The organism is Ruegeria discodermiae (genome assembly GCF_030758345.1).
Classification (GTDB): domain Bacteria; phylum Pseudomonadota; class Alphaproteobacteria; order Rhodobacterales; family Rhodobacteraceae; genus Ruegeria_C.
Genome location: NZ_JAVAMO010000004.1, coordinates 198,660 through 225,572, shown reverse-complemented (window position 1 = coordinate 225,572; position 26,913 = coordinate 198,660). Strand labels below are relative to the sequence as shown.

Sequence of the window (26,913 nt, the reverse complement as noted above, 5' to 3'; positions counted from 1 at the left end):
AGGCGGAGATGAAGCTTGGTGTAATCTGTGACGGCATCAGCCGGGATCTGGTTCACGCGGTTGATGTGATGGACGAATTTGACCTGACCTATGCCGAACTGCAATTCGTGGGCGATACGGAGGTGGGCGATCATTCGTCCAATGAGATCCGCGAGATCGACGCGCTGCTGCGCGCCCGAGGAAAGCTGGTCAGTTGCCTCAGCCGCCATATCTTTGCGGGGATGACCGCAGCCAACAAGCTCGGCGATGATCTGCACAGCCTGCACATGGACGCGCTAAATCGCGTGATCGATATGGCCCATGTGGTGGGGTCACCGCTGGTCCGCATCATGACGCCGAAGAAAGAGCAGATACTCTGGGGCTTCGGCGGGGCAGAGAAATGGAATGTGGCGCATGGCGCCTGGGACGCGATGCTGCCGCTAGTCGCCCCGGCGGTTGATCTGGCGCGCAATGCGGGTGTGACCTTGGTGGTCGAAACCGGCAACGGCACCATGGTCAACTCCAACTACACCGCCCGCAAACTGATCGACGATCTGGATGCCAAGGACACGCTGAAGGTGCTCTGGGACCCGGCCAACAATTGCTGGTGCCATGAACGCGCTTATCCCGATGGCTATGACGAGGTGAAGGATGGCTATCTGGGCCATATCCATATCAAGGATGTGAAGGTCGACACTCCGAGGGCCACGCTTGAGGTGCGCGAGATAGGGACGGGGCAACTGGCCGATCAGTTCCAGCCCATGGGCGATGCGCTGCGCGCAGATGGCTATGACGGGGTGATCAGTTTCGAATCCGTCTACCACCCCGGGAATGGCGATTTCGAGGCCGGGTTTCGCCGCTGCATCGCCCGGTTCAAAGCGCATTTCGGTTGACGATTGGAATGTCCTCGGGGCGGGCAAAGACAAGCTAGACAAGGAGGCGAGATCATGAGCGATCAAACCATTACCGCTGCCTATTATCGTGGCGACAAGAAATTCTCGGTCGAACTGAGGACAGCGCCTGAACCGGGTGCCGATGAGGTCACGATCCGCATCGCCTATTGCGGCATTTGCGGCACCGACATGCATGTCTATCACGGCAATATGGATGCGCGGGTGGGTTTTGACCGCGTGATCGGTCATGAGATGTCCGGCACGGTTGAGGCGATCGGCGCCAATGTCGGGACTGTCAGACCGGGCCAGAAAGTGGTGGTGCGTCCGCTGGACCCTTGCGGGGAGTGTCCGGCCTGTAAGGCGGGCCATGAGCATATCTGCCACAAGCTGAAGTTTCTCGGCCTCGACACCGATGGTGCGATGCAGGAGTTGTGGACGGTTCCCGCCCATACGCTGCATGTTCTGCCCGACGATCTGCGCATGGACCATGCCGCGCTGATCGAACCCGTGGCCGTGGCCTGTCACGACGTGCGGCTCTCGGGGCTGCAACCGGGTGAGGACGTTGTGGTGATCGGCGGCGGCCCTATTGGCGTATTGGTGGCGATGGTCGCGCGCGATGCGGGGGGCAATGTGCTGATCTCGGAGGTCAATCCGAACCGGCTGGCGATCGCTGAGGCGCTGGGGTTTGACACCGTAAACCCGGTCGAGTCCGATCTGCAGGCCGTTGTCGAGGCACGTACCGGCGGCAAGGGTGCGGATGTGGTGTTCGAGGTGTCAGGCACGCAGCCCGGGGTCGATGCGATGACGGCAGCGGCCGCGACGCGGGCGCGGATCGTCATGGTCGCCATCCACGCGCAGAAACCCAATATCGATCTGTTCCAGTTCTTCTGGCGCGAGTTGAAGCTGATCGGCGCACGGGTCTATGAGCCCGAGGATTACGAAAAGGCCATCGCACTCATCGCCGAAGGTGGCATCGACGCCGACACGGTGATCACCGATGTCAGCCCGCTCGCCGAAATTCAGACCGCCTTCGAGGCGCTGGACCGCAGCCCGATAGCGATGAAAAGCCTGATCAAGGTAGGAGAAAACGCATGAGTATCTTGGCAAGCTTTGACCTGAGCGGCAAAACGGCGCTGGTCACCGGGTGCAAACGTGGCATCGGACGCGGCATGGCCGAGGCACTGGCAGAGGCCGGGGCGGATATCGTCGGTGTTTCGGCCACGCTGGAGACCTCGGGGAGCGATGTGGAACAGGCCGTCACGGCGATGGGGCGCGATTTTCGGGCCTATCAATGCGATTTTTCGGATCGCGATGCGGTGCTGGGTTTTGCCGCGCAACTGTCCGCTGACGTGGTCGCGCCGGACATTCTGGTCAACAATGCAGGCACCATCAAACGCAAGCCTGCCGCCGAGCATCCAGATGACTGGTGGGACGAGGTGATCGAGGTGAACCTCTCGGCCCAGTTCATCCTCTCGCGCGAGATCGGGCGAGGGATGGTCGAGCGGGGCCGGGGCAAGATCATCTTTACCGCCTCGCTCCTGACGTTTCAGGGCGGGATCACGGTGCCGGGCTACGCGGCCTCCAAGGGGGGGATCGGGCAACTGACCAAGGCGCTGGCCAATGAATGGGCACCGCATGGATTGAACGTTAATGCCATTGCGCCGGGCTATATCGCCACCGACAACACCCAGGCGCTGCAGGATGATCCGGACCGCTCGAAGGCGATCCTTGCGCGCATCCCGCAGGGGCGCTGGGGCAGGCCGCAGGATTTTGCCGGACCGGCGGTGTTTCTTGCCTCGTCCGCATCGGACTATGTGAACGGAGAAATTCTGGTGGTCGATGGGGGCTGGATGGGCCGGTGACGGGGCAATGACCCCGCCACGTGAGGTGGGGTTATTTGGTGTCCCGAATGACGAAGTGCTTCGTGGTGGTTTCGATCACGTCCCAGAACCCGACAAACCCGTCCGGGATGAAGAAGGAGGCACCCTCGCGGAACTCCCGGCGGGTGCCGTCCTCGTGGATCAGGGCGCAATGGCCCGTGACGATATAGCAATATTCGTCCTTGTCGGTGAAGGCATGCCATTTGCCCGGCGTCGATGTCCAGGTGCCCACGGTCAGCTTGCCGTCGGGGCTGGTGAACTGGATCTCGGTATTATGGTGCGGATCGCCCGAGACGACGCGATCCGGCAGGTCGGCCAGGCGCCGCTGGCCGGTGGATTTCGGAGTGTCATTGGCGATATCGATGACATGGGTTTGCATGGTTTGAGTTCCTTTTCGTTCCGTGAATTCGTTCCTGGATGGGGCGGATGATGCTGCATCAATGGCCGATCAGTACCACGCCCAAGAGGACAAAGATCGCGATGAAGATGGTTTCGGCGACGATCAGCACAATGGCCTGACCGCCAACGTCCAGAATGCGCTTGAGCGAGGTTTTCATACCAACCGCCGCGATCGAGATAAGCAGGGCCCAGCGGCTGAGACTGCTCATCAAATCCACCACGGCAGCAGGGATCAGGCCCAGCGAGTTCAGCGCGGCAAAGATCAGGAACCCGACGACAAAGAAGGGCAGCACGGGCGGGCGTTTGCCGTCCGTCGTGTTGTCATCGGCATATTTGCGCACCAGGATCGAGATCACCAGAACAACCGGGGCGAGCATTGCCACGCGGATCAGCTTGACCAGGGTCGCGACCTCACCGGTCTGATCCGAGACCGAGAAACCCGCACCAACTACCTGCGCCACATCGTGGATCGTGCCGCCCAGGAAAACCCCGGAATACTCAGAGTTGAAATCGAAGATTTCGGTCAGGATCGGGTAGACGATCATCGCGACGGTCGACAGCACCGTTACGGCCAGAACCGTGAAGATCAGATTGCGCTCTGAATGCTCGTTCTTGGGCAGCACCGCCGAGATCGCCATCGCCGCAGACGCCCCGCAGATTGCCACCGACCCACCGGTCAGCACGCCAAAGCGCCAACCTCGACCCAAGAGTCGCGCGCCAAGCAGGCCAAAGAAGATGGTGGCCAGAACCGCGACGATAACCACGGTGATCAGGCCGGCACCCAGCCCAACCATCAGCTCGACGCTGATCCTCGCGCCTAGCAAGGCGACACCAAATCGCAACACGGTGCGCGATGTGAATTCGATACCGGGTTTGCAGGGGCCGTCCTCTGCCAGAAAGTGAAAGGCGATGCCAAGCAGCAAGGCCATCAGCATCGCGGGTGCGCCGTAATGCTCTGACAAAAACTGCGCCGCCGCCGCGACAACAGCAGAGACAAGGAAGCCTTGCCCATTCTGTTGCAAAAATCCCGAAAGGCCCTGTACTTTGGTTCGGGCGAAATCTGCAGTTTGCATCTTATTAATCCTCAAAACGACACCCTCGGCTGACCGAGGCGGTCAGGAGGGTGCCGGTCATTTGGTCTATCGCCGCTGGGGCGCTTTCGTGTCGGTTTGAGCCTGCCGCAACCAAATCGCGGCGGCAGGGATCAGTATCAGGCCACGCGTTTGGAGCGCATGTCGCCGGGGTTGATTCCGGCTACGGCAACAGGCTTTTTCATCGCGTCGCGGCGGAAGGGCTCGCCCAATTCTTGATTCAGAAGTACCTCGATGAAGGTGGTCTTGTTCTCCTTCATCTGGCGGGCGATGGCCTTATTCAACTCGTCGGTAAGCTGGTCCATGCTGGACACTTGCACGCCTTCGACGCCGCAGGCCTTGGCGATACCGGCATAGCTGACATTCAGGTCCAGCTCGGTGCCGACGAAGTTATCTTCGAACCACAGGGTCGTGTTGCGCTTTTCCGCGCCCCACTGGTAGTTGCGGAAGATCACCTGCGTGATCGCGGGCCAGTCATCTCGCCCGCAGGCGGTCATCTCGTTCATCGAAATGCCGAAGGCACCATCTCCGGCGAAGCCCACAACCGGAACATCCGGCTGACCGATCTTGGCGCCCAGAATGGCCGGGAACGCATAGCCGCAAGGGCCGAACAGACCCGGAGCGAGGTATTTGCGGCCGGTCTCAAAGGACGGGTAGGCATTGCCGATGGCGCAGTTATTGCCGATATCGGACGAGATGATCGCGTTTTTCGGCAGCGCGCTGTCGATTGCGCGCCACATCTGGCGCGGGCTCATGTGATCGGGCTGGCGGTTGCGGGCGCGCTCGTTCCAGGTGGTGCCAGGATCGTCATCCTCGTGATCCATGCTGGACAGCTGCTGCGCCCAGGTCGATTTCGCGGTTGCGATGGTCGCCTGACGCGCCTCGCGGCCAGCGTCACCCGCGGTGTCGCCCAGACGGGCCAGAATGCCCTCGGCCACTTTCTTGGCATCGCCGATGATGCCCACCGAGACCTTCTTGGTCAGCCCGATCCGCGCCGGGTTGATATCGACCTGAATGATCTTGGCATTGGTGGGCCAGTAATCGATGCCATAGCCGGGCAGGGTGGAGAACGGGTTCAGACGCGTGCCCAGGCACAAGACCACATCAGCCTTGCTGATCAGGTCCATCCCCGCTTTCGAGCCGTTATAGCCCAGCGGCCCGGCATGCAGCGGGTGGTTGCCGGGGAAGGCGTCATTGTGCTGATAGCCGCAGCAGACCGGCGCGGTCAGCCGCTCGGCAAGGGCTGCCGAGGCCGGGATCGCATCAGCCAGAACCACACCCGCACCATTGAGAATGACCGGGAATTCGGCGTTGCTGAGCAGTTCGGCGGCCTCGGCGATGGCCGCATCACCCCCCGAGGGGCGCTCGAATTCCAGAATGGTCGGCAGTTCGATATCGATGACCTGGGTCCAGAAATCGCGCGGGATGTTGATCTGCGCCGGAGCGGAGGCGCGATGCGCTTCCATGATCACCCGGTTCAGGGTTTCGGCGATGCGCGACGGGTCGCGGACCTCTTCCTGATAGGCAACGCAATCGGCGAACATGCGCATCTGTTCCATCTCCTGGAACCCACCCTGACCGATGGTCTTGTTGGCGGCCTGCGGGGTCACCAGCAACAGCGGCGTGTGGTTCCAGTAGGCGGTTTTGACGGCGGTTACGAAGTTGGTGATGCCGGGACCGTTCTGGGCGATCATCATCGACATCTCGCCAGTGGCGCGGGTGAAGCCATCGGCCATCATGCCGCCAGTACATTCATGGGCGCAGTCCCAGAAGGTGATTCCGGCACGTGGAAAGAGGTCCGAGATCGGCATCATGGCCGAGCCGATAATGCCGAACGCATGCTCGATGCCGTGCATCTGCAGGGTTTTGACGAAGGCCTCTTCGGTGGTCATTTTCATTGTGTGAATCCTTGTGCGCAGCGCGTTATGGCGCTGTTATATTTAGATAATTTCGTCTTTCAGGTAGTACCAGACATAGGCAAACCGCTGACCCATCCGGCGGAAGGGCGTCAGCAGGCCATGGCTGGGTAGCGGCGATGTGAAGATCGGCAGCGAGAACGCCTTGTCCGATTTGTCGCCCGCGACAAGCTGGGCCATCCTGCGCCCGGCCTGCGCGGAGTACATCACGCCATTGCCGCCATACCCCATGGCATAATAGACGCTCTGATCCGGGTCGGGCTGAAAGATCCGGGGCATCATGTCATGGCTGACATCAACCCAACCCCACCAGGAATAATCCAGATTGATATCTTCCAGCGCCGGGAACTTCCGGGCCAGACCCTTTTTCAGTAGAGCCAGGTGCTTGTCGTTTTCCGCGTCGCGCCCGGTCAGAGCACTGCGGCTGCCGATCTGCATCCGGTTATCGGGCAGCAGACGGTAGTAGTGGCGCAGGGTGCGGGTGTCGGTCAGGGGTGACTTGGTCTGGATGCCGCATTCCGCCAGTTCCGCCTCGGTCAGGGGGCGGGTGACCAGCGAGTTCGACAGGATTGGCATCAGCCGATGCTTGGTCCTTTTGTTCAGACCCGGAGGTGTGTAGCCCGCGGTGGCAAGCGCTACTTTCTTGGCTCGCACAGTCCCGCCCGGCGTGCGAAGATGATGTACGCCTTTCTTGACGGTCCAACCGGTTACCGGACTGGCCGTGTGGATCTTGGCCCCCAGACGGCGGGCCATGTTGACATAGCCAAAGGCCAGCTTGCCCGCATGGATGCAGGTGCCATCCGGTTCCCACATGGCGCCGGCGGCCTCCTGGTCGCGGACATGGCTTTCATGCAGCTCCTCGCGCGACAGGATGCGAGAGCCGTAGCCGAACGTGTCGTTCAGCAGCGCGCTTTCGCTTTCCAGACCGGCCATCACCTTTTCCCGGTGGGCGATATAGTAATGCCCGCCGGGCTGCGGATCACAGTTGATGTCGTCCTGCGCGATCAGGTCGTTGAACAGCTCAAACGCTTCGGTGACCTCGGTATGCATGCCCTTGGCCACATCCACGCCCCAGCGCTGGATCCACTGCGACCGCTTTAGCCGTCCCGACGAAATCTGGGCCTGCCCGCCATTGCGGGTCGAACAGCCCCAGGCGACGGTGTTGGCTTCAAGCACAACGGCCTGAATGCCATGTTCCTTGGCCAGATGTATGGCGGTGGACAGGCCGGTATAGCCCGATCCGATGACGACCACGTCGGTGTCGAAATCGCCGGATACGGGGCCGTCATCCTCGGGCGGAGTACCGGCGGTTCCGATCCAGTAGGTCGGCGCGTGATCGCGGTTATGGCCGGGGCCGGCATCAACAATAGGATCGTATTTGGGGTCATAGCTGGACTTGGGCCAGTGTCGGGGGATCGCATTATCAACCATGACGAATTCTCGCGGGACAGAGGGTGAGGTTCAGGCCTTGAACATGGGCCGGGATTTGCGCAGCGCCTGTTTGACGACAATCTCACCGTCGCGCAGCGTGAACAGGTCGGCTCCTTCGGCCTCGATGCGCATGCCATCGGCGTCAGTGCCCGAGAAGGTCCATTCCGACACCGCGCGGTCGCCATGCACAAAATGGCTGTGGTGGTCCCAATGGGCATCCTTCATGCCAGCCCAGACGCCGGAAAAGGCGGCTGCGATGGCGGCTGCGCCTTCGACCTTGTTGCCATATTTCTCTTCGCCGCCGACCGTGTAGAAGACGCAGTCATCGGCAAAATGGGTCATCACGCCGTCAATATCGTGACGATTGAAAGAGTCAAAGGTATCCGCCAAATCCTTAGCGGTTAGGGTCTTGGTCATTTTCTGTTCTTTCTTAGAGCGTTAGGTTGTGGTTCAGTCGTCCCTGTACGGGACGACCAGTGTCGGTATCTCGGCGCGGCGCAGAACGCGCTTGGCGACGCTACCAAGGAAGGTTTGCGAGAACCCGTGTTCGTGGGCCCCCAGCACAATCAGGTCGCATTTCAACTCGCGGGCGCGGCGCAGGATCACTTCGGCGGGATGCCCGTCAATGATCTCGATCGACTCGATCTGATCCTGAATGCCGCGGTCTTCTTCGGGCAGGGTTGCCCAGAATTCCTTCTGGCGTTCGGTCAACACCGCCTTCATGTGGTCATGTCGGGCTTTCAGTGCCTCAGAGCGAGAGCCCGCATCCTGCATAAACATCCGCATCGTGATCAACGCATCGTCGCTGAGCGGCTCGGCCACATGTAGAACATGCAGCTTTGCCCCCGTTGATTCCGCCAGACTGGCCGCATGCGTCAATGCGTAGCTTGAGTGTTTCGTCAAAGCGGTGGCGAAGAGGATATGTGTGATCTTCTGTTTCATGAGTTAGTCCTTTCAGCCACCTCAGTACCCAAACACGCGCGGCAGCCAGAGCGAGATCTCGGGGAAGAACGCTATGACGAAGATCGCCACCGTGTTGATGAAGGCAAAGGGCAGGGCCCGCAGCGAGATTTCTTCGATCGAGATTTTCGAGATCCCCGACGCAATGAACAGGTTCTCACCCAATGGCGGCGTCTGGAAGCCAATGCCCAGCGTACAGACCATCACCACGCCAAAGTGGATCGGATCGATACCGACACTATAGGCCACCGGCAGCATCACCGGCACCAGGATCAGGATCGTTGCCAGTGTCTCCATGAACATGCCGACAAACAGCAGGAACAGGATGACCAGCGTCCAGATCACATAGATGTTGTCAGTGAAGGACAACATGCCCTGTGCGATCACGGCGGGAACCTGGTTTTCGACCAGAAGCCGTCCGAACACGGTTGCGGTAAACATGATCAGCAACACACGGCCGGTCAGCCATGTGGTGGTTTCAAGCGCGCCGAATAGACTTTTCCAGGACAGTTCCCGATAGATAAACGCCCCCACGATCAGCGTATAGAAGATCGCCACAATGGCCGCTTCGGTCGGGGTGAAATAGCCCGAATAGATGCCGCCAAGGATCACCACCGGGGCCATCAGCGCCCAGAACCCGCGATACATCTCGCACCACATCTGGCGCGCGGACCAGCCTTCGGTGCTGCCGGTGTAGTTGTTCTTTTTCGCAAGAATATAGTTCATCAGCAATAGGCTGCCTGCGATCAGGAAGGCGGGCATGAATCCGGCGATGAAAAGTTTCGGGATCGAAACGGTCTGGAACTGACCGAACTCTTCCACGGCCTCGGGCGGGGGCGGCATGCCGAGCGCGGCGATGCCGAAGATGATCAGCGGGATCGAGGGCGGAATGACGATGCCCAGACCGCCCGACGAGGCGGTGATGGCCGAGGCGAAGCCTTTGGAATAGCCCCGGTCGATCATCGCCGGGATCATCAACATGCCGACAGCTGCGGTGGTCGCCGGGCCGGACCCCGAGATCGCACCAAAGAACAGACACGCCATGACGGTTGCAGCAGACATGCCGCCGGTGAAGGGACCGGCAAAGCTCTCGGCGACATTGATCAGCCGCCGTGACAGGCCCGATGCTTCCATCAGCGCACCGGCCAGAATGAAGGCGGGCAGCGCCATCAGCGGGAAGGACCCGACCGAGGTAAAGGCGATCTGGACGAATTTGATGGGGTTTTCCCCTAGGTAGAGGAACGTGATCAGTGTCGAGACGCCAAGCGCCACAGTGATCGGAGCCCCGATGAACAGCAGAAACAGAAATCCGCCAAACAGCAGTGGGATGATTTCGGCGCCCATTACTTGTCTCCCTCAGATTTGGGGGTGCTATGGCTTTCGGCTTCGGCTTTGACAGCGTCGAGGTCGATCGAATCCGGGTCGACCATTTCTTCGTCCAATACCAGTTTGCGATAGTTCACCTGGATCACCCGGATGGTCATCAGGGTGAAGGCGATGGGCAGCACGATATAGACCCAGCTCAGGTGGAACCCGAGGGTCTGCGACGACTGGAACCGGTTCATCTTATTGAAGATGAAATCGATCGCCAGATAGACGAAATAGACGTTGAAGAAGATCCAGAACAGATCCGCAAAGGCCTCGATGTATTTGATCGCGCGCGCCGACAGGAACTTGAACTGGAACGTGACCCGGTTATGGGCACCCATCTTTGCGGCATAGCTGGCGCCAAAGAAGACGAACCAGACGAACATGTAGATCGACAGTTCCTCGACCCAGGAAAACGAGAATGAAAACAGCGTTCTTACGATGACCTGAAGAAACAACAGGCAAACGAACATCGCCAGCAGCGTGCGGCAAATATAGCTTTCCAGGTTATCGACAATTCCCCAGAATTTAGGCATCTGACCCTCCATTTATTGTTGGGGGCACCAGATGGTGCCCCGCAATTTTTTTGTTGGATGCTCGGTTACCGGTTACTGAGAGACCGGATCGCGACCGATTTCGGCCAGCACTGCGTTCAGCTTTTCGACGCCTCCGATGCTTTCATAGAACTTTGGCCACACGGCGGTGGTCGCCAGCTCGATGAACTCGGCTTCGTCATTCTCGGGATCGACGATTTCCATGCCTTTTTCGATCAGGATCTCTTTGATCTCGGCTTCCTTGGCGCGCAAGAAGTCGGCAGAGGCCTGCGTCGCGGCTTTGCCTGCTTCAAGGACGATTTCCTGATCTTCTGCGGAAAGCTCCTGGAAGACCTGTTCGGAAATGATGAGCGGTTCGATCGAGAAGATGTAACGGATGTTCGTCACATATTTCTGCACTTCATAGAACTTCATCGCGTTGATGGTGGTGTAAGGGTTGTCCTGCCCGTCGACCACTTTGGTCTGCAGACCCGCAAAGGTTTCAGACCAGGCCATCGGCGTCGGGCTGATGCCCCATGCCTTGTAAGTGTCGATCATGATCTCGTTTTTGGGAACGCGGATCACCAGACCTTCGAGGTCGGCCACCGATTTGACCGGCTTTTTCGAGTTCGTAAGACGGCGGAAACCCGTATAGGTCCAGCCGATGATGCGAACACCGGCGTCATTGATCGTGTTTTCAATCAGTTCCTGACCGATCGGGCCCTGGGTCAGCTTTTCCGCATCCTCAAGGCTGAGGATGACATAGGGCAGGGTGAACACGCCGACAGTGGGCGAGAACGGGGTGATGTTGTTGATCGCCAGTAGCGACATGTCCAGCGTGCCGATGGCCGCGTCGTTGACGGTATCCTGCTCGGACCCGAGCTGACCGTTCAGAAACAGCGTTGCTGTGTGCTTTCCACCCGACAGCTCTTCGAGCGCGGCCTTGAAGCCCAGGCCGGTGGCCTCCTGGCTCGAGCCCCCGCTGTCGCCCACCGCGATCTTGAAATTCTTGGCATGTGCTGCCCCCGCGACGAGCATGGCAGTAATGGAAATGGCCGCAGTTGTACTGCAGACCCGCTTGAGAAATGACATGAATGTCCTCCGGCATGTTTGTCCTGATATCCGGAGTGCGCGCCGGAATGCGCTCCTCTGCGCATTTTCCAGTCCGAATCTGCCCCGGTGGCGCACGTGTAGCTTGTGAGTCGGGTTTCCAAAATGGTAACTATTGAGCGTAAAGTTTCATAAATGGCGAACATTGCATGGCACGGCAGTCACTTGTAACCAAAGTCGGAGAGGCCGACATAAACTTATTACGGATTTTCAAGTCGGTAGTAGAAAGCCGTGGCCTTTCAGCCGCCGAGACCGAGCTCAACATCGGAAGGTCCACAATTTCCAAGTACCTATCGAATCTTGAGATTCGATTGGGGCTGAAACTGTGCAACCGGGGTCCCGGCGGGTTTTCATTAACGGAAGACGGGGCAAAGGTGCTGGCTGCGGCCGAGAGACTGCTGCTTTCCGTCTCGGACTTTCAGTCCGAGGTGAATGAAATAAAGCAGGATCTTGTTGGTCGAATCCATGTCGCTCTGTTTGATCAATGCGCCTCCAATCCCGACTCTCATCTGGCCCGCGCGATCAGCACTTTCAACGTGCTGGCACCGGATGTGCAGATCGAACTTTCGCTTGAGCCGCCGAATGTGATTGAAACAAAATTACTCAGCGGCGATGTAGATGTAGGCATTATCGCAGAACATCGGGTGTCAAAAAGCCTGAACTATGTCCCGATCTATACCGAGAACATGTATCTGTTCTGCGGTCAGGGACATCCGTTTTTTGACCGCGATCAGGCGAATCTGACCCTGGATGATGTGCGCGCCGCGCGTTATGCGGGCATTAGCGTCAATTCTCCCAATCTAAAATTCGGACAGTCCCTCAAGCTGCGCCGCGCGGCCAAGGTTCAGAGCGAACATGCCCTGTCGATCCTGATCCTGTCAGGCCGCTATATCGGGTTCCTGCCGGACCACTTTACGAGGAGCTTTGTGGAACAGGGGCAGATGAAGATGATCCTGCCCGAGATGCTGCACTATCGCGCCACTTTTTCCGCAGTCAACCGGCGCAGCCCTGAGCCCCCGCGGATTACGCAGACGTTCCTGCAGACGCTGGTAAAAGAGCATTCCAGATAGCTGGTCGCGCGTGCGGCCTTTGCACGCGATCCCCGCGCCGCTTGCCTGACACCGGGCTTGGCCCCTAGACTGGCCCGGTTCATCTGCCAGACAAATCCGGGGCCGTCCCTTTGAAACCCGACATCTCGCAAGACACCATCGCCAAGTGGCAACGGATCGTGGATTTGATCGCAAATGTTGCTGATGTCCCTGCCAGTCTGGTGATGCGCACCCACGAGCCGCATCACTCGGTCTTTGTCACCAGTAGGAGCAAGGACAACCCCTATGTCACCGGGTGCCAGTTCACGCTAAACGAAAAGCTCTATTGTTACGGGGTCTTGCAACGCGACGGCGAATTGACGGTCGAGGATGCCACCTGCGATCCAGATTGGGTCGACAACGACGATATGGAACACGGGATGCGGTTCTATATCGGTTATCCGCTGAAATGGCCCGACGGGTCAGTTTTTGGGACGATCTGCGTTCTGGATACGCGGCGCAACCGGCGCGCTCTGCTGTTTCGCGAAGGGTTGCAGGAATTTGCGCGGGTCATCGAGGCGGATCTTGAATTGCTGATCGAGATTGACCGCCGCATCGCGCTTGAGGCGGAATTGCAGGCGACCCTGGATCAGCTGGAACAGCGCGTCGCCAACCGCACTTCGGATCTGGAAGAGGCCAATACAGCACTGCGCGTTCTGCTGAGCAGCGTCGAGACGTCGCGCGAAGAATACGACGCCAAGATACTGCGCCAGATCAAGGGGCTGGTCGTTCCACATCTTGCCAAGCTGCGCAGTAGGCTTGACGGTGACCCGGCGGGCCGCGCCTATCTGGAACTTGCCGAGGAAAGCCTCAGATCCATCACCTCGGATATGAGCGGGCAGTTGACTACCGTATTCGAGGCGTTGACCCCCGCCGAGCAGGAAATCGCCCAGATGATAATGCGCGGCCAGACCACCAAGGATATTGCCCGCACCCTTTCGCGCGAGCCCAGCACGATTGAGTTTCATCGCAACAATATCCGCGCCAAACTCGGCCTGAAACGCAGCGGTCAGAACCTGCGCAGCCTGCTGTTGTCCATTCAGTAAAACATGGGGGCTTTCCCCATGTTTCCCCCATAGTTTTTCGATACCTTCATCAGATGCCCCGGTTGCTACGATGGCATTGTCCGAGGACATCCCCGGATCGTGAGACAACAGGGAAATCCAAAAATGGAAAAAGACGATCTGAATCTTAAGCCAACGCTGATGCGCGGGAGCGCGGACGACATGGCGCCGGGCCTGTCGCGCCGCTCGTTCTTCATGGCCGCAGGGGCCGCCGGGGTGGGGGGCGCCGCCACGTTGATGAGCAGCACCTCCGCCAAGGCGCAATCCACCGATTGGACGCAGCCTGGCAACAATAACGGCGTGATCGAGCTGCAGAAAACCACCGGCAACTCGGTGGAAGGTGCTGTTGGCGTCGACTATTTCGGCCATTGCGCGATCAAGATCACCTCACCGGGCGGTGCCACGGTTCTGTTCGATCCCTGGCGTGACGACCCCTCGGGTGCATGGGGGCTGTGGTTCAAGAACGAATTCCCGGAAACCCCGGTGGATATCTGCATGTCCACCCATACACATTTCGATCATGATGCGATTCACCGCCCGGTCTCGACCATGGTGCTGGATCGGATGGTCGGCAATTTCGAGTTTGCCGATATCAAGATCACCGGTTTTGCCGACAAACATGTCTGCCGCGCGCCGGGCTGGTATGACTGGACCAACGCGCTGGGAGAGTTTGGCGTGCAGGCTTGCCCGCCGGATAATGTCAGCCATATGGATATGGTGGTCTATCTGGTGGAAACCGGCGGGATCCGGACGCTGATCTGGGGTGACAACCGCCACGACCCGCCGCAGGCATTCTGGGACGCCATAGGTCAGGTCGATGTGCTGACCCTGCCGGTGGACGGCTCGCAGCACATTCTGGATTACGATCAGGGCAACGCGATCGTGGAAAAGCTCAAGCCCAAGATCGTGATCCCCACCCATTATCTCAATGAAACTACAAGCTACACGCTGACCACGCTTCAGAACGCCGATGACTGGGTCAAATCCCAGAAGAGCTACAAGATGCTGGACAGCGCCAGCCTCTCCCTGGAAGCGGGAGATATTGCAGGGCGCGATCGCGAGTTCCTGTATTTTGGGCATAACGCCCTCACAAGCTGACCCCCGCTGCCACTCATGGGTGAACCGGCGCGCAGATTTGCGGGCCGGTTTGCCTTTTGAGGGGGCTGGCGGAACAAAATGTCAGACAAGCCGCATTCGAAAAACGGCAGCTATTGACCTCGCTCGGTGCTTGTTCTAGGACGCACTGGTTCTTGGCGGGTATGGTGAAATGGTATCATAAGAGCCTTCCAAGCTTAAGGTGCGGGTTCGATTCCCGCTACCCGCTCCAAGAATTCCATCCCGATATCGACTATATGAGAAAACCAAGTCTCAGACGGGTAACTATCTGACTTTATTGATTTCTATGGCTGATCCCGCGCTCTGTGCAGCGGACCGCTTGCGCATTGCAGACCCGACTTCGCCACAGGCTGTTGCGGGGTTGTGAGGTTTGGCCGCATGCTCTTGCGCGCGCATTTGCTTGACCTGCAGGGGCGGCAGGGCCATGAAGCGGGACCAACGGGTTATAGCGCCCCGTAAAGACCGCAATGTGAGACCAATAGCATGGCCAGATCGAAACCCGCTCAGCCCGCGCCAAATGCAAGCGAAGAGCGCGCCAGCTCACGCAAGCTGGGTGTTCTGGGCGCGCTTTGGCCTTTCATGCTGCCCTACAAAGGCCTGATGGCGGGGGCCGTGGCGGCACTGATTCTGACCGCCGCGATGTCGCTGACACTGCCTCTGGCGGTGCGCCGGGTGGTCGATAATTTCCGCATCGAAAACGGCGATCTGCTGGATCGCTATTTTCTGGCGGCGCTGGGGATCGCTGCCATCCTCGCGCTGGGCACGGGCATCCGCTATGCGCTGGTAACCCGGCTGGGCGAACGGGTGGTGGCCGATATCCGCATGGCCGTGTTTGACCGCGTCATCGGGATGAGCCCCGAGTTCTTCGAACGGATCATGACCGGTGAGGTGCTCAGCCGGATCACCACCGACACAACGCTGATCCAGTCGGTGCTGGGCTCCTCCGTGTCTATCGCTCTGCGCAACATGTTGCTGTTTTTCGGCGGGCTGATCCTGATGCTGCTGACCTCGGCCAAGCTGACCGGCATGGTCCTGCTGCTGATCCCCATCGTGATCGTGCCCATTCTGGTGCTGGGCCGTCGCCTGCGCCGGATCAGCCGCGAGAACCAGGACTGGATTGCCGCCTCGTCAGGCAGCGCGGGAGAGGCGCTGAGCGCGGTGCAGACAGTCCAGGCCTATACCGGCGAGGCAGCGAGCCGCGCGCAATTCGCCGAAATGACCGAGACCTCCTACGAGGTGTCGCGCGTCCGCATCCGTACCCGCGCCATCCTGACTGTCATCGTGATCTTTCTGGTCTTCAGCGGTGTGGTTGGCGTGTTGTGGATGGGTGCGAATGCGGTGCGCGTGGGCACGATGACCGAAGGGACGCTGATCCAATTCGTGATCTACTCGGTGATCATGGCGGGTTCGGTCGCTGCACTTTCGGAGATCTGGAGCGAATTGCAGCGCGCGGCTGGTGCAACCGAACGGTTGGTGGAGCTTTTGCACGCGAAAGACACCGTGCTGGATCCCGGCGCGCCGGTGCAGCTGCCTGAGCCGGTGAAGGGCGAGATTGCTCTTGATGCGGTCAGTTTCCGTTACCCCTCACGCCCCGAACATCTGGCGCTGGACGATCTGTCGTTGACCGTTGCGCCGGGCGAAACCGTTGCGCTGGTGGGCCCCTCGGGTGCTGGCAAGACCACCGTGATCCAGATGATGCAGCGGTTCTATGATCCGGACCAGGGGCGGGTGACGCTCGACGGGATAGATTTGCACCAACTCACCCGCAACGATTTCCGCCGCCACATCGCACTGGTTCCGCAGGACCCGGTGATTTTCGCGACCTCCGTGCGCGACAATATCCGCTTTGGCCGACCCTCGGCCAGCGACGGGGAAGTCGAGCAGGCGGCGCGCGCGGCTGCTGCGCATGATTTCATTGCGGCCCTGCCAGATGGCTATGACAGCTATGTGGGCGAGCGTGGTGTGATGCTGTCGGGCGGCCAGAAACAGCGCATCGCGATTGCGCGCGCAATCCTGCGCGATGCGCCGGTGCTGCTGCTAGACGAAGCCACCTCGGCGCTGGATGCCGAGAGCGAGCGTGCGGTGCAGCAGGCAGTGGATGTGCTCTGCGCCGGGCGCACGACGGTGATCGTGGCGCACCGCTTGGCAACCGTGAAGAAAGCCGATCGTATCGTGGTGCTGGAGAATGGGCAGATTGTTGCGCAGGGCAAGCATGATGAACTTGTCGCTCAGGGCGGGCTTTATGCGCGGCTTGCAAGGCTTCAATTCACCGAAGGGATTGCAGCAGAGTAACCTCGCCGCCATAAAATCGTCACATGACGTGGCGGTAATCCCTCGCACACGCTTAAATTGACGTTAGGGTGTTCCTTGTGCTGACCCCCGCTTTTTTGCAGGTTTTGGCCGGAATTCAGGCGGGCTCTTACACCGCTGTGCTAATAAGAGGGAGGAACTCAAATGACCTTTGCGGGTGTTGCAGATCGGGATGCAATCGAAAATGAAATGCCCTGGGCAGAGCGTGAGGTTCCGGTCACGCTCTATCAGCTGCTCTCGTCAACTGCGGGAAAGTACCCAAACAACAATGCAGTCAGTTTTCAAATTCTCTCTGGGCCTACCGACAAAGCCGAGACGCTGACCTGGACAGAGCTCAAGGATAAGGTCACGCAAGCCGCCAATCTGTTCAGATCTTTGGGCGTGGGCGAAAAGGATGTGATCGCCTATGTGCTGCCCAACTGTAACGAGACGCTGATCACAATGCTGGGCGGTGCGGTTGCCGGTATTGTGAACCCGATCAATCCGCTGTTGCAGCCTGAGCAGATCGCCTCGATCCTGCGCGAAACCAACGCTAAGGTCGTGGTGACGCTCAAACCCTTCCCGAAAACCGACGTGGCCCAGAAAGTGGCCGAAGCCGTGCGCCACGCGCCCCATGTGGATACGGTTCTTGAGGTGGACCTCAATCGCTACCTGACACCTCCGAAATCCTGGATCGTGCCGCTGATCCGTCCAAAGCTGGAGAATAAGGAACACCTAGCGCATGCGGATTACATGAACTTCAACAAGGCAATGTCGCAGCAGCCGACCAAGCTGGCCTTCGCTGATGCGACCGAGGACCGTGTTGCCTGCTATTTCCATACCGGCGGCACCACCGGCATGCCGAAAGTGGCGCAGCACAAATATTCCGGCATTATCTATAATGGCTGGCTGGGCGCGACGCTGCTTTTTGGACCTGATGACAACATCATATGCCCGCTGCCGCTGTTCCACGTATTTGCCTGTCACGTGATCGTAATGGCCTCGCTCTCTTCAGGGGCACATGTGGTCTTTCCAACTCCGCAAGGCTATCGCGGCGAAGGGGTGTTCGACAATTTCTGGAAATTGGTCGAACGCTGGAAGATTTCGTTTGTCATCACGGTCCCAACGGCCATCTCAGCCAAGATGCAGCGCCCCGTCGACGCCGACATATCGACAATCAAGACCGCGTTTTCGGGATCAGCCCCGCTGCCGCTGGAATTGTTCCGCCGCTTCGAAGAGACCACCGGCGTCACGATTGTCGAAGGATATGGCCTGACCGAGGCAACCTGCCTTGTGTCCTGCAATCCCACGGATGGTGAAAAGAAAGTCGGCTCGATCGGGGTGCCGCTCCCCTATACCGATGTCAAAGTTTACAAGGATACCGCTGACGGCCCGGTTGAGGCCAGCACAGATGAAGTCGGCGAGATCTGTATCGCCAATCCGGGTGTGTTTGTCGGTCATACTTATACCGAGGGGGCAAAGAACCGTGATCTGTACCATAACGACAAATACCTGCGTACCGGCGATCTGGGCCGTGTGGATGCGGACGGGTATCTGTGGATCACCGGACGCGCCAAGGATCTGATTATTCGCGGCGGCCACAATATCGATCCCGCCGAAATCGAAGAGGCGCTATTGGGCCACGAGGCCGTCGCCTTTGCAGGCGCCATTGGTCAGCCAGACGAATACGCGGGCGAGGTGCCTTGTGTTTATGTCGAGCTGGTCGACGGTGCCTCCGTTTCCTCCGATGAACTGATGAAGTACTGCGAGGTTCACATCCACGAGCGCGCAGCCCATCCCAAGCATCTCGCCATTCTGCCGGAGCTTCCGAAAACCGCCGTCGGCAAGATTTTCAAGCCCGATCTGCGCAAGGAAGCGATCACCCGGATCTACAATACCGCGCTTGAAAAGGGCGAAGTGGCGGCGCGGGTCGTCTCGGTTATCGATGACAAGAAACGCGGCCTCGTCGCGCAGCTTGACGCATATGGCACCTCGGACGAGGATGTATCCAAGATTCTGGGCGACTATACGCGCCCATGGGAATGGGCTGCCTGATCCGGAGTGCGAATGGACTATGACACGCTGCTAGATGCGGAGACACGGGACTTCATCCGCCGTAGTGCGGAGTGTTGTCCCGACAATGCGGTGGACCTGTCGATTGAAGAACAGCGACAGGTCTACGACCAGTTGTGCCGCACCTTTCGGCAGGACACCCCCGAGGGAATCTCCTCAGAGGATCTAAGTGCCAATGGCGTTCAGGTCCGTGTCTATTCTGCCGGGCAGCCCACGCGCACGGTCATTTACATGCATGGCGGTGGTTTCGTGCTGGGCGGGTTGGACAGTCACGACGATATCTGCGCCGAGATATGCGCCCAGACCGGATATCGCGTGGTTGCGGTCGACTACCGCCTCTGCCCCGAACACCGGCACCCGGCACAGTTCGACGATTGTTGGGCGGCGCTGGAATGGGCGGCGGATACCTATGGCGACCCGATGGTGCTGGCTGGTGATAGTGCCGGCGGCACGCTGGCCGCCTGCATTGCGCATCATGCGCGCGGACGGCTGCAAAACCTGCTGGGGCAGGTGCTGATCTACCCGGTTCTGGGCGGCGATGCGGATCAGGGCTCCTATCTTGAGCACGCCCACGCGCCGATGCTCAGCCGTTCGGACGTCAAGTTTTATGACAGCATTCGCACGCTGGGTGAAACGCCAAGTGATGACCCGACCTACGCGCCTTTGCAGGACAGTAACTTCGAGGGGCTGCCTGCAACCATGATCTTTACCGCCGATTGCGACCCTCTGCGCGATGACGGGCGCGACTATCGCGACCGGCTGCTGGCGGCGGGCGGAACCGTTTGCTGGGTCAACGAGGAGGGTCTAGTGCATGGCTATCTGCGCGCGCGCCATTCCGTGGCTCGCGCCCGTGCCAGTTTCGAGCGGATCTCGCTTGCGATCGAAGCGCTGGGGCAGGGGCTCTGGCCCTATGACTGACCATACTGGGCACCAAGACGTGTCAAAGCGCCTTGTCGCCCATCATGCACCCAGGAAGGGCTTGGCCCGCATCGTCTCGGCCACCGGTGCGCCCAACCGGGTCAGGATGGTCGGGGCCAGTTGCACCTGATCGATCACCGTATCGGAGTCCGGCCCTTTAGCCTCCCCGAAATAGTAGAGCGCCGTTTCCTGTTGTAGCGGGTCGCGCCCACCATGATGGCCGCGCGCGTCCTGGCCGTGATCTGCCGTCACGATCACCTCATACCCCATCTGGCGCCAGCGCGGGACAAAGGGGGCGAGCATCTCGTCCATGACGAAACAGGCATGGTCCATTTCATGGCAATCGTGGTGGAACCGGTGCCCCATGCTGTCCAGCGTACAGCTGTGCAGCATTCCGTAATCCAGCCTGAAGCGCAGGCAGAGATTGGTGAGCGAGGCAAACAGGTCGAGGTCACAGGGCGTCATCTGGTTGGCATGCCCATAGCCGGTCATGCTGTGAAACCGGCCATGGTTGATCGTGGTGCTGTCGGGCTCGTCATATTCCACGTCGCGCACATGGTCGAACGGGTGGCGGTTGAAGAACTCTGACCAGTAGCTATGCGCAACCGCCCCGGTCACCCCGCCGGCATCGCGCATCTGCGAGAATATGTCCTTGTGGCGTAGCCGGAACACGTTGCCATTGCCGGTACAGCCATGTTCGGCTGGCACAACGCCGGTATGGATCGAAGCATAGCAGCTTGCCGAGGTGGAGGGCAGGACCGAGCGTAGCTTCCAGACCCGCGCCTCACCGCTGTCCACCCAGCCTTCGAGATTGCCGAAGAGACGGCGAAAGTTGCGCCAGGGCACGCCATCCAGAATGATCAGAAGAAGTTTGCGGTCCATCCCCGGCCTCCGTGTTCCTCGTTGCCTTTGTGGCGACGAAGCTGCTGCCGGGCAATTGAAAATTGCAGCGCTGAGCTATTCAATTGGATGTCATATCACGTGACCGGATTGTGAGGTATGCCAGGCGCGGTTGAACCTATCCTGATCGTGACCGGCACCGGGATGGATACGGCGATCATGGCGAAGAAATCGAAACGCAAACAGGCGCAGAAGGCCCGCCAGGACGCGGCAGCCGCGCAGCCAGAGGTGAAGCGCCGCGATATGCTCAAACTGCTGCGCAACGGCGCGATCGGGGCGGTTGCCCTGGGTGTCGGCGGATATTTCACGCTCCGCTCGCTCCGCGCGCTGGCCCATGAATATGACCTCAGCCGCGTAGGGCAGGGCAAGCCCAGCGTGGTGCAGGTCCATAACCCGCAATGCCCAACCTGCAACGCACTCCAGCGCGAGACCCGGCAGGCGATGGAGCAGTTCGGGGAATGTGATCTGGTTTATCTGGTGGCGGATATTACCACACCGGATGGCGAAGCCTTTGCCAATTTCCACCGTGTGCCGCATGTGACTCTGTTGCTCTTCGATGGCGAGGGGAAATTGCAGCAGACCCTGCAGGGAATGCGCGACCGGGAAGAGCTGGAGCCGATTCTGGCGGGCCATTTTGAGCGCTTCGCGAAGTCTTAGACCCCCGGCATGCTCAACAAACAAGCGGCGGGAGATAACCCCGCCGCCTTTCAAGCATCCCCAGCTCTCAGTTCCCGGCGCTTTCCATCTTGCGATGGGCGACCACCTCTTCCAGCCAGCCCAGCTTCATTTCGGGGACAGAGCTGAGCAGCAGGTCGGTATAATCGTCAAAGGGTGGGCTCAGCACTTCGGATTTCGAACCATAGCGCTGCACCTTGCCCTGATACATCACGGCGATTGAATCGCTGATGGCGCGAACCGTGGCAAGGTCATGGGTGATGAACAGATAGGCCACATCCTCGATCTTCTGCAAATCCAGCAGCAGCTTGAGGATGCCATCCGCCACCAGCGGGTCGAGCGCCGAGGTGACCTCGTCACAGATGATCATCTTGGGTTTGGCCGCCAGCGAGCGCGCGATGCAGACCCGCTGTTTCTGACCTCCGGACAGCTCCGCAGGATAACGGTCGATGAATTTTTCGCCCAGTTCGATCTCATCCAGCAACTCGATGATCCGCTTGCGCTTTTCCGAGCCGCGTATGTTGAAGTAGAACTCCAGCGGTCGGCCTATGATGGTGCCGACCGTCTGGCGCGGGTTCATCGCGACATCGGCCATCTGGTAGATCATCTGCAATTCGCGCAAGTCTTCGCGGGTGCGCCCGGCCAGATCGCGCGACAGGGTACGCCCGGCAAAGTCAATCTGCCCGTCACTGGGCGGCAACAGCCCGGTGATCACGCGGGCAAGCGTCGACTTGCCCGATCCGGATTCGCCCACAACGGCCAGGGTCTGGCCCGGGTGCAGATCGACGGTCACGTTCTTGAGCACGTCGAAATTCAGCCCCTTGTAGCGCGCCGTGATGTTCTGGACGCTCAGCACAGGTTCCGGCGTGGGCTGTTTTTCTTCGTGCTCGATGGACCGGACCGAGACCAGCGCCTTGGTGTAGTCTTCCTTCGGGTGGTTGATGATCTGATCTGTGTGGCCGTATTCGACCATGTCGCCCATCCGCAGCACCATGATGTCATCGCTGACCTGCGCCACAACCGCGAGGTCATGGGTGATATAGAGCGCAGCAACTCCGGTATCGCGGATAGCCTCCTTGATCGCCATCAGCACGTCGATCTGCGTGGTCACGTCCAGCGCCGTTGTGGGCTCGTCAAAGACCACAAGGTCGGGTTCAGGGCAGAGCGCCAGCGCGGTCATGCAGCGCTGCAACTGGCCACCCGAAACCTGGTGCGGATAGCGCTCACCGATATTATTCGGGTCGGGCAGGCCCAGCTTGGAAAACAGCGTGCGGGCCCGTTCTTCGGCCTCTTTGCGTCCGAACTTCTTCTGTTCGACCGCTGCCTCGACCACCTGATCCATGATCTTCTTGGCCGGGTTGAACGAGGCCGCTGCTGATTGCGACACGTAAGTCACCTCGGCCCCGCGCAGATTGCGGATGTCCTTGAGCGGCGATTTGAGAATATCGCGCCCGTTCACCCAGACCTCGCCACCGGTGATTTTCACCCCACCGCGGCCATAGGCCATCGAGGCGAGGCCAATGGTGGATTTCCCGGCCCCGGATTCCCCGATTAGCCCCAACACCTTGCCGGGCGCGAGGTCGAAACTGACCCCGTGCACGATCTCGATGTCATGGGGCTTTTCGCCCGGCGGGTAGACGGTTGCGCCAATCTTCAGGTCGCGGACCTTGAGAAGCGGATCGCTCATCCGCGGCCTCCTTTCAGCGATGTGGTGCGATTGAGCACCCAGTCGGCCACTAGATTCACCGAGATCGCCAATGTGGCGATGGCGACAGCCGGCAGTAGGGCGGCGGGAATGCCGTAGACGATGCCTTCTTTGTTCTCTTTCACGATGCCGCCCCAATCGGCTTCGGGCGGTTGCACGCCAAGGCCAAGGAACGACAGCGTCGAGACGAAAAGTACCGCAAAGATGAAGCGCAGCCCCATTTCTGCGATCAGCGGGCTGAGCGCGTTGGGCAGGATTTCCCGAAAGATGATCCAGCCGATTTTCTCACCGCGCAGACGCGCGGCCTCGACATAATCCATGACCGAGATATCCACCGCCACGGCACGCGCCAGACGATAAACGCGGGTCGAGTCTAGCAAGCCCATGACTACGATCAGGATCGGGATGGTCACCGGCATCACCGACAGAACCACCAGTGCAAAGATTAGCGTCGGGATCGACATGATCAGATCGACAAAGCGCGACAGAACCTGATCCACCCAGCCGCCCATCACGGCGGCAAAGAAGGCCAGAACCGAGCCGGTCACAAAGCTGAGGATGGTCGCGGCGGTGGCGATGAAGATCGTGGTGCGCCCGCCATAAATCATTCGGCTGAGCAGATCGCGCCCGATATTGTCAGTGCCGAGCCAGAACTTGGATGAGGACGGCTCCCATACATCACCCACCACCTCGGCCATGCCATAGGGGGCAATGAGCGGTGCAAGCAGTGCCATGAGAAAATAGAGGGCCGTGAGGATCAGCCCGATCAGAGCAGAGATTGGGATGTTCTTCATTTTGGATGCCTCAATCTCGGGTTCGCAAGGATCGAGACAATGTCGGCGATCATGTTGAGGAAGATATAGACCGCTGCAAAGATCAGTCCGCAGGCTTGCACCACCGGCACGTCACGTTTTGACACGTGATCGACAAGATACTGCCCCATGCCGGGATAGACAAAGACCACCTCGATCACCACGACGCCAACCACCAGATAGGCGAGGTTGATCATGACAACGTTGACGATAGGCGCGATGGCGTTGGGGAAAGCGTGGCGGTAGATGACCTGAAATCCGCTCAGGCCTTTCAACTCGGCGGTTTCGACATATGCCGATTGCATTACGTTCAGAATGGCGGCGCGTGTCATGCGCATCATATGTGCCAGCACCACCAGCGTCAGAACCATCACCGGCAGCGCGATGGATTGTAGCTTCTGCAGCAGACCCATGTCGTCATTGATCATTGCGATCGACGGGAACCACCCGAGTTGCACCGCTAGAAAGAACATCAGCAGGTAGCCGATCAGGAATTCCGGGATTGAGATCGAGGCAAGTGTCACGGCCGAAATCAGCTTGTCAGGCCAGCGATCCTTGTAGCGCACCGCGACCAGGCCAAGCAGGATCGCCAGCGGGACCGAGATGATGGCGGCCCAGAAGGCGAGGAAAAGCGTATTCGACAACCGCTGCCCGACGCTTTCGGCAATGTCGCGCCCGTTGGTCAGCGCAGTGCCAAGGTCACCCTGCAAGGCCGCAAAGAGCCAGTTGAAATAGCGGGTGACCGCCGGGTCGTTCATCCCCAGTTCCTCGCGCAAGTTGGCAAGGGATTCAGGGGTGGCGGACTGTCCGAGAATGGATTGGGCCACATCGCCCGGCAGGATCGTTGTACCTGCAAAGATCAGAACCGACGCGGCGAGGAGGAGAAGGGTGCTCAGCACGAGGCGCTGAGCAACCAGTTTCACTACGGGATGCATACCGTCCGGACCTTAGGCCGTTTTCCAGGTCTTCTTGGGGGCCTTCCAGTACATCAGCTCGCCATTCGGGTCGCCTTCATAGCCCTGCACCGAGGTCGAGACCGCGTCGATGAAGTCGTTGAACATCGGGCAGATCAGACCGCCTTCTTCGTTCAGCATGCGACCCATCTTGGAATAGATTTCCTTGCGCTTGGCCTCGTCCGTTTCGGCGCGCGCGCTGATCATCAGCTCGTCAAACTCGGGACGTTTCCAGCGGGTGTCGTTCCAGTCGGCCGTGGACAGATAGGCGGTGGTGTACATCTGGTCCTGCACCGGACGACCCGACCAGTAGGAGGCGCAGAAGGGCTGCACGTTCCACACTTCCGACCAGTAGCCATCATTGGGTTCGCGCTTGATTTCCAGCGGGATACCGGCAGCTTGTGCCGATTGCTGGAACAGGGCAGCCGCATCCACGGCACCGGGGAAGGCACCATCAGCGGTGCGCAGGATGATGGGCGAGCCATCATGGCCGGACTTGGCGTAATGCTCCTTGGCCTTTTCCAGATCATGCGCGCGTTGGGGGATGGTATCGTCAAACAGCGGGTAGGCCGCGTTGACCGGGATATCATTGCCCAGACCGCCATAGCCGCGCAGAATCTTGTCGACCATTTCCTCGCGATTTATGGCGTATTTCAGCGCAAGACGCAGTTCGTTGGAATCAAACGGTGCCGTATCCACATGAGCGATGAACACATAGTGACCCCGGCCCGAGACATTGTTGACGGTCACGTTGGGCGCCCGCGCCAGTAACTGAGCGATCTTCGGCTCGACCCGGCTGATCGCGTCCACCTGGCCCGATTGCAGCGCAGCGGTCCGCGCGGTGGCGTCGTTCAGCACCAGGATCTCGGATTCGTCATAATGTGCGTATTTGTCCAATGCCCAGTAATTGGGGTTGCGTACAAACTGCATCCGCACGCCCGGCTCGTCGGATTCCAGAACATAAGCCCCGGTGCCAATCGCCGCGTTGGGATTGTCGAAACCACCATCGGGCTGGATGATCAGATGATAATCCGCGATCAGGTAAGGCATATCGGCATTGCCGGATTCCAGAGACAGCTCAATAACATCCCCGTCGACCTTCATCGACTCGATGCCCTGCACAATGCCCAGAGCGCCCGATTTCGAATCCTCATTAGTATGACGCTCGATGGTGCGCTTGACGTCCTCGGCGGTAACACTCTTGCCGTTGGAGAATTCGATACCCTGACGGATTTTGAAGCGCCAGGTCTTGGCGTCGTCCGAGCCTTCCCAGCTTTCCGCAACCAGCCCGTTCAACTGGCCCTTGTTGTCCACCTCGACCAGCGTCTCGCCCCAGTGGAAGCCACCCGCGATCGGCACGTCGGAGGCATAAAGCGCCGGGTCTTGCGTGTTGGTGCTTTCGCCGCCCTGGATGCCCTGGCGGAAGGTGCCGCCTTTGACCGGATCGGCGGCTTTGGCGGCCTTGGCGAACATGGTGCTGGCGACGGCTGCGGACACACCCAGCGCGGCGGCTTTGCCCATGAACTCGCGGCGTGTCATTTTCCCAGCCGTCACGCGGCCGGACAAATAGTCAAGTTGGTCGTTCATCGAGATCTCCCGGTTGATGATCTGCGCGTTTGGCGCGCGGTTTTTGTTGATTGATGGGTCAAGGTTTGCGTATTTCCCACCGCCCGGCAAGGCTTAATGTCCCATTATTCCCGCAGGGGGCGATCTTGAGCGGCGCTCAATTCGCAACGGAGTGTCGCATCGCGTAACGATAC

24 protein-coding genes and 1 tRNA gene are annotated in these 26,913 nt (G+C 59.5%); 11 read left to right on the top strand and 14 right to left on the bottom strand.

All coding sequences use genetic code 11. The annotated features are described in order from the left end of the window. The first annotated feature begins 8 nt into the window (after positions 1 to 8). From Q5Y75_RS12250 to Q5Y75_RS12240, 3 genes are read left to right on the top strand one after another with little or no spacing between them, the layout of a single operon-like run. Positions 9 to 872, top strand: a complete 864-nt coding sequence (locus Q5Y75_RS12250; protein ID WP_306197699.1) for a sugar phosphate isomerase/epimerase family protein — start codon at positions 9 to 11, stop codon at positions 870 to 872. A gap of 54 nt (positions 873 to 926) precedes the next feature. Beyond that, positions 927 to 1,967, top strand: coding sequence for a zinc-dependent alcohol dehydrogenase (locus Q5Y75_RS12245; protein ID WP_306197697.1), 1,041 nt, complete (start codon positions 927 to 929; stop codon positions 1,965 to 1,967). Positions 1,968 to 1,969: 2 nt separating this feature from the next. After that, complete coding sequence (locus tag Q5Y75_RS12240) at positions 1,970 to 2,734, top strand: SDR family oxidoreductase (protein ID WP_306197967.1); 765 nt, start codon at positions 1,970 to 1,972, stop codon at positions 2,732 to 2,734. A gap of 31 nt (positions 2,735 to 2,765) precedes the next feature. Here the strand turns inward: Q5Y75_RS12240 and Q5Y75_RS12235 are convergent, their stop codons facing one another. The 9 genes from Q5Y75_RS12235 to Q5Y75_RS12195 form a co-directional block, all read right to left on the bottom strand. Further along, a complete protein-coding gene (locus tag Q5Y75_RS12235) occupies positions 2,766 to 3,131 on the bottom strand; it encodes a cupin domain-containing protein (RefSeq protein WP_306197695.1) in 366 nt (121 codons plus the stop codon). A gap of 58 nt (positions 3,132 to 3,189) precedes the next feature. Next, the gene (locus Q5Y75_RS12230) at positions 3,190 to 4,224 is read right to left on the bottom strand and encodes a YeiH family protein (protein ID WP_306197693.1); all 1,035 of its coding nucleotides are present in this window, start codon (positions 4,222 to 4,224) and stop codon (positions 3,190 to 3,192) included. A 137-nt stretch (positions 4,225 to 4,361) separates the two neighbouring features. Then, positions 4,362 to 6,140, bottom strand: a complete 1,779-nt coding sequence (gene xsc, locus Q5Y75_RS12225; protein ID WP_306197691.1) for a sulfoacetaldehyde acetyltransferase — start codon at positions 6,138 to 6,140, stop codon at positions 4,362 to 4,364. A 42-nt stretch (positions 6,141 to 6,182) separates the two neighbouring features. Further along, on the bottom strand, positions 6,183 to 7,589 hold the full coding sequence (locus tag Q5Y75_RS12220; RefSeq protein ID WP_306197689.1) for an NAD(P)/FAD-dependent oxidoreductase: 1,407 nt from the start codon (positions 7,587 to 7,589) through the stop codon (positions 6,183 to 6,185). A 30-nt stretch (positions 7,590 to 7,619) separates the two neighbouring features. Beyond that, positions 7,620 to 8,006 carry a nuclear transport factor 2 family protein gene (locus Q5Y75_RS12215; RefSeq protein ID WP_306197687.1) on the bottom strand — a complete coding sequence of 129 codons (387 nt, stop codon included), beginning with the start codon at positions 8,004 to 8,006 and terminating at the stop codon, positions 7,620 to 7,622. A 33-nt stretch (positions 8,007 to 8,039) separates the two neighbouring features. Next, on the bottom strand, positions 8,040 to 8,531 hold the full coding sequence (locus tag Q5Y75_RS12210) for a universal stress protein (RefSeq protein WP_306197685.1): 492 nt from the start codon (positions 8,529 to 8,531) through the stop codon (positions 8,040 to 8,042). 21 nt (positions 8,532 to 8,552) lie between these two features. After that, a complete protein-coding gene (locus Q5Y75_RS12205; protein ID WP_306197684.1) occupies positions 8,553 to 9,893 on the bottom strand; it encodes a TRAP transporter large permease in 1,341 nt (446 codons plus the stop codon). Continuing rightward, positions 9,893 to 10,453: a TRAP transporter small permease gene (locus Q5Y75_RS12200; RefSeq protein WP_306197682.1), complete on the bottom strand. Its 561-nt coding sequence runs from the start codon at positions 10,451 to 10,453 to the stop codon at positions 9,893 to 9,895. The genes Q5Y75_RS12205 and Q5Y75_RS12200 overlap by 1 nt, the downstream gene beginning before the upstream one ends. A 72-nt stretch (positions 10,454 to 10,525) precedes the next feature. Then, complete coding sequence (locus Q5Y75_RS12195; protein ID WP_306197680.1) at positions 10,526 to 11,542, bottom strand: TRAP transporter substrate-binding protein; 1,017 nt, start codon at positions 11,540 to 11,542, stop codon at positions 10,526 to 10,528. Positions 11,543 to 11,709: 167 nt separating this feature from the next. Here Q5Y75_RS12195 and Q5Y75_RS12190 point away from each other — a divergent pair, with 167 nt between their 5' ends. The 7 genes from Q5Y75_RS12190 to Q5Y75_RS12160 all read left to right on the top strand — a co-directional run bounded on the left by Q5Y75_RS12190 (position 11,710) and on the right by Q5Y75_RS12160 (position 20,108). Beyond that, on the top strand, positions 11,710 to 12,630 hold the full coding sequence (locus tag Q5Y75_RS12190) for a LysR family transcriptional regulator (protein ID WP_306197677.1): 921 nt from the start codon (positions 11,710 to 11,712) through the stop codon (positions 12,628 to 12,630). Positions 12,631 to 12,740: 110 nt separating this feature from the next. Continuing rightward, positions 12,741 to 13,694, top strand: coding sequence for a LuxR C-terminal-related transcriptional regulator (locus Q5Y75_RS12185; protein WP_306197674.1), 954 nt, complete (start codon positions 12,741 to 12,743; stop codon positions 13,692 to 13,694). A 123-nt stretch (positions 13,695 to 13,817) separates the two neighbouring features. Next, a complete protein-coding gene (locus Q5Y75_RS12180; protein WP_306197671.1) occupies positions 13,818 to 14,810 on the top strand; it encodes an MBL fold metallo-hydrolase in 993 nt (330 codons plus the stop codon). Between the two features lie 155 nt (positions 14,811 to 14,965). Continuing rightward, positions 14,966 to 15,039, top strand: a tRNA-Gly gene (locus Q5Y75_RS12175). Positions 15,040 to 15,311: 272 nt separating this feature from the next. Next, entirely contained in the window at positions 15,312 to 17,120 is a 1,809-nt protein-coding gene (locus tag Q5Y75_RS12170; protein ID WP_306197669.1) for an ABC transporter transmembrane domain-containing protein, read from the top strand. A gap of 162 nt (positions 17,121 to 17,282) precedes the next feature. Next, positions 17,283 to 19,172 carry an acyl-CoA synthetase gene (locus Q5Y75_RS12165; protein WP_306197666.1) on the top strand — a complete coding sequence of 630 codons (1,890 nt, stop codon included), beginning with the start codon at positions 17,283 to 17,285 and terminating at the stop codon, positions 19,170 to 19,172. A gap of 12 nt (positions 19,173 to 19,184) precedes the next feature. Then, complete coding sequence (locus Q5Y75_RS12160; RefSeq protein WP_306197664.1) at positions 19,185 to 20,108, top strand: alpha/beta hydrolase; 924 nt, start codon at positions 19,185 to 19,187, stop codon at positions 20,106 to 20,108. 42 nt (positions 20,109 to 20,150) lie between these two features. Here Q5Y75_RS12160 and Q5Y75_RS12155 read toward each other — a convergent pair whose 3' ends face one another. Next, on the bottom strand, positions 20,151 to 20,990 hold the full coding sequence (locus tag Q5Y75_RS12155) for an alkaline phosphatase family protein (RefSeq protein ID WP_306197663.1): 840 nt from the start codon (positions 20,988 to 20,990) through the stop codon (positions 20,151 to 20,153). 117 nt (positions 20,991 to 21,107) lie between these two features. Between Q5Y75_RS12155 and Q5Y75_RS12150 the strand changes: the two genes are divergently transcribed. Continuing rightward, on the top strand, positions 21,108 to 21,665 hold the full coding sequence (locus Q5Y75_RS12150) for a TlpA family protein disulfide reductase (RefSeq protein ID WP_306197662.1): 558 nt from the start codon (positions 21,108 to 21,110) through the stop codon (positions 21,663 to 21,665). A gap of 67 nt (positions 21,666 to 21,732) precedes the next feature. Here Q5Y75_RS12150 and Q5Y75_RS12145 read toward each other — a convergent pair whose 3' ends face one another. Genes Q5Y75_RS12145 through Q5Y75_RS12130 form a run of 4 tightly spaced genes read right to left on the bottom strand, consistent with a single transcriptional unit; the run spans position 21,733 to position 26,740 of the window. Further along, complete coding sequence (locus Q5Y75_RS12145; RefSeq protein WP_306197660.1) at positions 21,733 to 23,370, bottom strand: ABC transporter ATP-binding protein; 1,638 nt, start codon at positions 23,368 to 23,370, stop codon at positions 21,733 to 21,735. Next, positions 23,367 to 24,182, bottom strand: a complete 816-nt coding sequence (locus Q5Y75_RS12140; RefSeq protein ID WP_306197658.1) for an ABC transporter permease — start codon at positions 24,180 to 24,182, stop codon at positions 23,367 to 23,369. The genes Q5Y75_RS12145 and Q5Y75_RS12140 overlap by 4 nt, the downstream gene beginning before the upstream one ends. Further along, positions 24,179 to 25,135 carry an ABC transporter permease gene (locus tag Q5Y75_RS12135; RefSeq protein ID WP_306197655.1) on the bottom strand — a complete coding sequence of 319 codons (957 nt, stop codon included), beginning with the start codon at positions 25,133 to 25,135 and terminating at the stop codon, positions 24,179 to 24,181. The genes Q5Y75_RS12140 and Q5Y75_RS12135 overlap by 4 nt, the downstream gene beginning before the upstream one ends. A gap of 12 nt (positions 25,136 to 25,147) precedes the next feature. Further along, a complete protein-coding gene (locus Q5Y75_RS12130; protein ID WP_306197653.1) occupies positions 25,148 to 26,740 on the bottom strand; it encodes an ABC transporter substrate-binding protein in 1,593 nt (530 codons plus the stop codon). Between the last annotated feature and the right edge of the window lie 173 nt (positions 26,741 to 26,913).

Excerpts from the sequence above, each read along its gene's own strand:
- Q5Y75_RS12250 (WP_306197699.1), top strand. The coding sequence starts at position 9 with ATGAAGCTTGGTGTAATCTGTGACGGCATCAGCCGGGATCTGGTTCAC.
- Q5Y75_RS12245 (WP_306197697.1), top strand. The coding sequence starts at position 927 with ATGAGCGATCAAACCATTACCGCTGCCTATTATCGTGGCGACAAGAAA.
- Q5Y75_RS12235 (WP_306197695.1), bottom strand. The coding sequence starts at position 3,131 with ATGCAAACCCATGTCATCGATATCGCCAATGACACTCCGAAATCCACC.
- Q5Y75_RS12230 (WP_306197693.1), bottom strand. The coding sequence starts at position 4,224 with ATGCAAACTGCAGATTTCGCCCGAACCAAAGTACAGGGCCTTTCGGGA.
- xsc (WP_306197691.1), bottom strand. The coding sequence starts at position 6,140 with ATGAAAATGACCACCGAAGAGGCCTTCGTCAAAACCCTGCAGATGCAC.
- Q5Y75_RS12220 (WP_306197689.1), bottom strand. The coding sequence starts at position 7,589 with ATGGTTGATAATGCGATCCCCCGACACTGGCCCAAGTCCAGCTATGAC.
- Q5Y75_RS12215 (WP_306197687.1), bottom strand. The coding sequence starts at position 8,006 with ATGACCAAGACCCTAACCGCTAAGGATTTGGCGGATACCTTTGACTCT.
- Q5Y75_RS12210 (WP_306197685.1), bottom strand. The coding sequence starts at position 8,531 with ATGAAACAGAAGATCACACATATCCTCTTCGCCACCGCTTTGACGAAA.
- Q5Y75_RS12205 (WP_306197684.1), bottom strand. The coding sequence starts at position 9,893 with ATGGGCGCCGAAATCATCCCACTGCTGTTTGGCGGATTTCTGTTTCTG.
- Q5Y75_RS12200 (WP_306197682.1), bottom strand. The coding sequence starts at position 10,453 with ATGCCTAAATTCTGGGGAATTGTCGATAACCTGGAAAGCTATATTTGC.
- Q5Y75_RS12195 (WP_306197680.1), bottom strand. The coding sequence starts at position 11,542 with ATGTCATTTCTCAAGCGGGTCTGCAGTACAACTGCGGCCATTTCCATT.
- Q5Y75_RS12190 (WP_306197677.1), top strand. The coding sequence starts at position 11,710 with ATGGCACGGCAGTCACTTGTAACCAAAGTCGGAGAGGCCGACATAAAC.
- Q5Y75_RS12180 (WP_306197671.1), top strand. The coding sequence starts at position 13,818 with ATGGAAAAAGACGATCTGAATCTTAAGCCAACGCTGATGCGCGGGAGC.
- Q5Y75_RS12170 (WP_306197669.1), top strand. The coding sequence starts at position 15,312 with ATGGCCAGATCGAAACCCGCTCAGCCCGCGCCAAATGCAAGCGAAGAG.
- Q5Y75_RS12165 (WP_306197666.1), top strand. The coding sequence starts at position 17,283 with ATGACCTTTGCGGGTGTTGCAGATCGGGATGCAATCGAAAATGAAATG.
- Q5Y75_RS12160 (WP_306197664.1), top strand. The coding sequence starts at position 19,185 with ATGGACTATGACACGCTGCTAGATGCGGAGACACGGGACTTCATCCGC.
- Q5Y75_RS12155 (WP_306197663.1), bottom strand. The coding sequence starts at position 20,990 with ATGGACCGCAAACTTCTTCTGATCATTCTGGATGGCGTGCCCTGGCGC.
- Q5Y75_RS12150 (WP_306197662.1), top strand. The coding sequence starts at position 21,108 with ATGCCAGGCGCGGTTGAACCTATCCTGATCGTGACCGGCACCGGGATG.
- Q5Y75_RS12145 (WP_306197660.1), bottom strand. The coding sequence starts at position 23,370 with ATGAGCGATCCGCTTCTCAAGGTCCGCGACCTGAAGATTGGCGCAACC.
- Q5Y75_RS12140 (WP_306197658.1), bottom strand. The coding sequence starts at position 24,182 with ATGAAGAACATCCCAATCTCTGCTCTGATCGGGCTGATCCTCACGGCC.
- Q5Y75_RS12135 (WP_306197655.1), bottom strand. The coding sequence starts at position 25,135 with ATGCATCCCGTAGTGAAACTGGTTGCTCAGCGCCTCGTGCTGAGCACC.
- Q5Y75_RS12130 (WP_306197653.1), bottom strand. The coding sequence starts at position 26,740 with ATGAACGACCAACTTGACTATTTGTCCGGCCGCGTGACGGCTGGGAAA.